Origin of the sequence: Streptomyces sp. AC512_CC834, from assembly GCF_019049325.1 — a bacterium.
Lineage (GTDB): Bacteria > Actinomycetota > Actinomycetes > Streptomycetales > Streptomycetaceae > Streptomyces.
Genome location: NZ_JAGMUO010000058.1, coordinates 1 through 4289 on the forward strand (window position 1 = coordinate 1; position 4289 = coordinate 4289).

General features: G+C 69.1%; 5 protein-coding genes and 1 rRNA gene. 3 read left to right on the forward strand and 3 right to left on the reverse strand.

Annotation, left to right across the window (positions count from 1 at the left end):
• Positions 1-217: ribosomal RNA gene (locus KUM40_RS20765) — 16S ribosomal RNA — on the reverse strand; the annotation flags it as partial.
• A 710-nt stretch (positions 218-927) separates the two neighbouring features.
• On the opposite strand from KUM40_RS20765, the gene KUM40_RS20770 reads away from it, so the two are divergent.
• Positions 928-1074 (forward strand): hypothetical protein, encoded by a 147-nt coding sequence (locus KUM40_RS20770; protein ID WP_217167522.1) that lies wholly within the window; start codon positions 928-930, stop codon positions 1072-1074.
• Positions 1071-2081 (forward strand): tryptophan--tRNA ligase, encoded by a 1011-nt coding sequence (trpS, locus tag KUM40_RS20775; protein ID WP_217167523.1) that lies wholly within the window; start codon positions 1071-1073, stop codon positions 2079-2081. The genes KUM40_RS20770 and trpS overlap by 4 nt, the downstream gene beginning before the upstream one ends.
• Here the strand turns inward: trpS and KUM40_RS20780 are convergent.
• Positions 2036-3046 carry a GlxA family transcriptional regulator gene (locus KUM40_RS20780; RefSeq protein ID WP_217167524.1) on the reverse strand — a complete coding sequence of 337 codons (1011 nt, stop codon included), beginning with the start codon at positions 3044-3046 and terminating at the stop codon, positions 2036-2038. The genes trpS and KUM40_RS20780 overlap by 46 nt on opposite strands.
• A 74-nt stretch (positions 3047-3120) precedes the next feature.
• On the opposite strand from KUM40_RS20780, the gene KUM40_RS20785 reads away from it, so the two are divergent.
• Positions 3121-3708, forward strand: coding sequence for a cysteine hydrolase family protein (locus KUM40_RS20785; protein ID WP_217167525.1), 588 nt, complete (start codon positions 3121-3123; stop codon positions 3706-3708).
• A 62-nt stretch (positions 3709-3770) separates the two neighbouring features.
• On the opposite strand, the gene KUM40_RS20790 is transcribed toward KUM40_RS20785, so the two are convergent.
• A partial coding sequence (locus KUM40_RS20790; protein ID WP_217167526.1) for a pyrroline-5-carboxylate reductase occupies positions 3771-4289 on the reverse strand: 519 nt, incomplete at its 5' end.

The following is a 4289-nucleotide window of genomic DNA, read 5'->3' on the forward strand; positions in this document are numbered from 1 at the left end:
CACCGCCGGAGCTTTCGAACCTCGCAGATGCCCGCAAGAGTTCAGTATCCGGTATTAGACCCCGTTTCCAGGGCTTGTCCCAGAGTGCAGGGCAGATTACCCACGTGTTACTCACCCGTTCGCCACTAATCCCCACCGAAGTGGTTCATCGTTCGACTTGCATGTGTTAAGCACGCCGCCAGCGTTCGTCCTGAGCCAGGATCAAACTCTCCGTGAATGCTTTTCAACTTCACGGGAGCGGAACAGTCGGAGGAATAATCCGACCGTTCACAGCGTCCTCGCTGTTGTGTTACTTCAAAGGAACCTCAACCCGATCAGACAGACCGATCAGGTCGGGGTATCAACATATCTGGCGTTGACTTTTGGCACGCTGTTGAGTTCTCAAGGAACGGACGCTTCCTTTGTACTCACCCGAGAGACTCTCTCAGGCTTTCCTCCGGGCGCTTCCCTTCGGTCCTGCTATCCTGCTGTCTTGCGTTTCCGACTCTATCAGATCTTTCCGATCCGATTTCCTCGGTGCTTTCCAGGTTCCCGCTTTCGCGTTTCCCTTTCCGGCGGTTCCGACTGTATCAGATCTTTTCGGGCTCTGATTCCCCGTCAGAGGGGGTTTGTCTCCGCGGCCGTTGGGCCGTTTCGACGAGGTGAGACTCTAGCGGAGTCCCGGCTCCCGAGCTAATCGGGGGGCCGCGTTCTTTCGAACATGGATTCCTCATTCCGTGAATACACGCACCGACAGGACGACGACGCCGACAGCGCGACTGCTCGTCGAAGAGTGGTGAGTACTTGCGGAATCGCTGTCCGGGGACCGACCGGAGTCGACGCTCACGTCGGACAACTCGGAGAACACTACGAGCGCGGGAGGGGCGTGTCAAATCCCGGGACGGGCGGCCTCCGCGGGCGTACTGTGGGAGGCGTGATGACGCGTACGTGTACTCAGCTCTGGTGGGCCGCCTGACGGCGGCCGTACGCACGTATGCACTCAACGGCCGCCGCTTCGGCGGCCGTTTTCGTATCTCCCTCCAGGAGGAGCGGCCGGCCGGTGGCGGCGGCCCCGACCAGGAGGTGGAGAGATGACGCGGGTCTTCAGTGGGGTCAAGCCGACCGGGCATCTGACGCTGGGGAACTATCTGGGAGCCATGCGGCAGTGGGCCGCGCAGGACCAGCACCGGTCGGACGCGTTGTTCTGCGTCGTCGACCTGCACGCGTTGACCGTGGACCACGATCCGGCGCGTGTGCGCAGACTGAGCCGTCAGGCGGCGTCGCTGTTGCTGGCGGCGGGGCTGGATCCGGAGTCGTGCACGGTGTTCGTGCAGAGCCACGTGGACGAGCACGCCCGGCTGTCGTACGTACTGGAGTGCGTCGCGACGGACGGGGAGATGCGGCGGATGATCCAGTACAAGGAGAAGGCCGCGCGGGAGCGTGAGCGGGGCGGGAGTGTGCGGCTGTCGCTGCTGACGTATCCCGTGCTGATGGCGGCCGACATCCTGGCGTACGGGACGGACGAGGTGCCGGTCGGGGACGACCAGACCCAGCATGTGGAGCTGGCGCGGGATCTCGCGGTGCGGTTCAACCAGCGGTACGGGCACACGTTCGTGGTGCCTCGGGCCACCAGTCCGGCGGTGGCGGCTCGGGTGATGAATCTGCAGGAACCCGCGTCGAAGATGGGGAAGAGCGACGACGTCGGGCCCGGGATCGTCTATCTGCTGGACGAGCCGGACGTGGCGCGGAAGAAGGTCATGCGGGCCGTGACCGACAGTGGGTACGAGGTCGTGTACGACCGTGGGGAACGGCCGGGGCTCGCGAATCTGCTGGAGATCCTCGGCGCCTGCACGGGTGGGGATCCGGCGGAGCTGGCGGGTGCGTACGACTCGTACGGCGCGTTGAAGAAGGACACCGCGGAGGCGGTCGTCGAGGTGCTGCGGCCCGTGCGGGAGCGGCATCAGGAGCTGTGCGCGGATCCCGGGTATGTGGAGGGCGTGCTCCGGGAGGGGGCCGAGAAGGCTCGGGCGATGGCTCGGCCGGCCGTCGACGCCGCTTATCGGGCCATCGGGTTGCTGCCTCCGGTGAACGCGGACCGGTAGGCGCGGGGGCTGGTGGCGAGGCGCGATGCGAAGTGCTGGCGCATCGTGACCTCGCTGCCGAAGCCGGCCCGGCGGGCGACCTCGGGCATGGGCAGGTCGGTGCGTTCGAGGAGCTTCTGGGCCGCGGCGACGCGCTGGTCCAGGAGCCAGCGGAGCGGGGTGGTGCCGGTGGCCGCGGTGAAGTGGCGGGCGAAGGAGCGCGGGGACATGCCGGCGCGGTCGGCCAGGTCGGCGACGGTGAGGGGCTCGGCGAGGTGGCGCAGGGCGTGTTCGCGGACGGCGGCGAGGGCGTCGGCGTCGCGGTCGGCGTGGGGTGTGGGGTGCTCGATGAACTGGGCCTGGGTGCCGGTGCGGAAGGGCGCGGTGACCATCGAGCGGGCGATGGTGGCGGCGGCCTCGGCGCCGTGGGCCAGGCGGACCAGGTGGAGGCAGAGGTCGATGCCGGCCGCGGTGCCGGCGGCGGTCCAGATGTTGTCGTCCTCGATGAAGAGGGCGTCGGGGACGACTGTGACCCGGGGGTGGTGGGTCCGCAGGAGGTCGAGCAGCCGCCAGTGGGTGATGGCGCGGCGGCCGTCGAGCAGGCCGGCCTGGGCGAGGGTGAAGGCGCCGCCGCACAGGGCGGCGACGGTGGTGCCGCGGGCGTGGGCGCGCCGTAGGGCGTCGAGGACCGGGGCCGGTGCCGGGGTGAGGTGGTCGTCGAGGCCGGGGACCACGACGAGGTCGGCGTCCGTCAGCCAGTCGAGGGCGCGGTCGGGGTGGAGGGCGAGGCCGCCGCGCATGGGGACGGCGGTGGTGCCGTCGGTGGCGACGCGGCGCAGGTCGAAGGCGGGGGCGCCGCGGTCGGTGCGGTCGGTGCCCCAGACCTCGGTGATGACGGAGACGTCGAAGGCCCGGATACCGGGGAAGGCGACGAGGGCCACGCGGTAGGGGGCCACGCTGTAGGGGGCTGCCGGATGCGTTGCCATGGGTGGCAGTAAAACATCGATCGCTGGCTTATTGACCTCTGGGGACCGGGGTCGCCCGGCGGGACGATCGGGGCATGGACATCGCGGAGAACGCAGCCCTGGTGGTCGTGGACGTGCAGAAGGGTTTCGAGGAGGTCGGTTTCTGGGGGACGCGCAACAATCCGGCGGCGGACGACAACATCGCCGCGCTGATCGACGCGTGGCAGTCGGCCGGGCGGCCGGTCGTCTTCGTGCGGCACGACTCGGTGACGGCCGGGTCGCCGTTGCGGGCGGGCTACGAGGGGAACGGGTTCAAGGAGTACGTGGAGCGGCGGCGCGGGGAGGGGAGCGGGGGCGAGCTGCTGGTCACGAAGAGCGTGAACTCGGCGTTCCTCGGGGCGCCGGACCTGGGTGCCTGGCTGCGGGCGGCCGGGATCTCGCAGATCGTGCTGGCCGGGATCCAGACGAACATGTGCGTCGAGACGACGGCGCGGATGGGCGGGAACCTCGGGTACGAGGTGGTGGTCGCGTTCGACGCGACGTACACCTTCGGCCTGGAGGGGCCCTTCGGCTGGCGGCAGAGTGCGGACGAGCTGGCGCGGGCGTCGGCGGTGTCGCTGCACGGGGGTGGGTTCGCCGAGGTGGTGACGACGGAGGATGTGCTGCTGAGCGCGGCGAAGTGAGCCCTCCCCCGCGCGTCGGGCTCGCGTGGGGCTTGCGTGGGGATCGCGTCTGTCGTCTGTCGTCAGTCCTTGGTGCCGGAGGCCAGTTCGCGGCTGCGGTCGCGGGCGGCTTCCAGGGCCGCGATGAGGGCGGCGCGGACGCCGTGGTTCTCCAGTTCGCGGATGGCGTTGATGGTGGTGCCGGCGGGGGACGTGACGTTCTCGCGGAGCTTGACCGGGTGTTCGCCGCTGTCGCGGAGCATCTTCGCGGCGCCGATCGCGGACTGGACGATCAGGTCGTGGGCCTTGTCGCGGGGCAGGCCGAGGAGGATTCCGGCGTCGGTCATGGCCTCGACCAGGTAGAAGAAGTACGCCGGTCCCGAGCCGGAGAGGGCCGTGCAGGCGTCCTGCTGGGACTCGGGGACGCGGAGGGTCTTGCCGACGGCGCCGAAGATCTCCTCGGCGTGGGTGAGGTGGGCGGCGGTGGCGTGGGTGCCGGCGGAGATGACGGACATGGCCTCGTCGACGAGGGCCGGGGTGTTCGTCATGACGCGGACCACCGGGGTGCCGGCGGCGAGGCGCTCCTCGAAGAAGGAGGTCGG

Bases quoted from the DNA above. Each gene is read 5' to 3' on its own strand.
- KUM40_RS20785 (WP_217167525.1), top strand. From the start codon at position 3,121: ATGGACATCGCGGAGAACGCAGCCCTGGTGGTCGTGGACGTGCAGAAG.
- trpS (WP_217167523.1), top strand. From the start codon at position 1,071: ATGACGCGGGTCTTCAGTGGGGTCAAGCCGACCGGGCATCTGACGCTG.
- KUM40_RS20780 (WP_217167524.1), bottom strand. From the start codon at position 3,046: ATGGCAACGCATCCGGCAGCCCCCTACAGCGTGGCCCCCTACCGCGTG.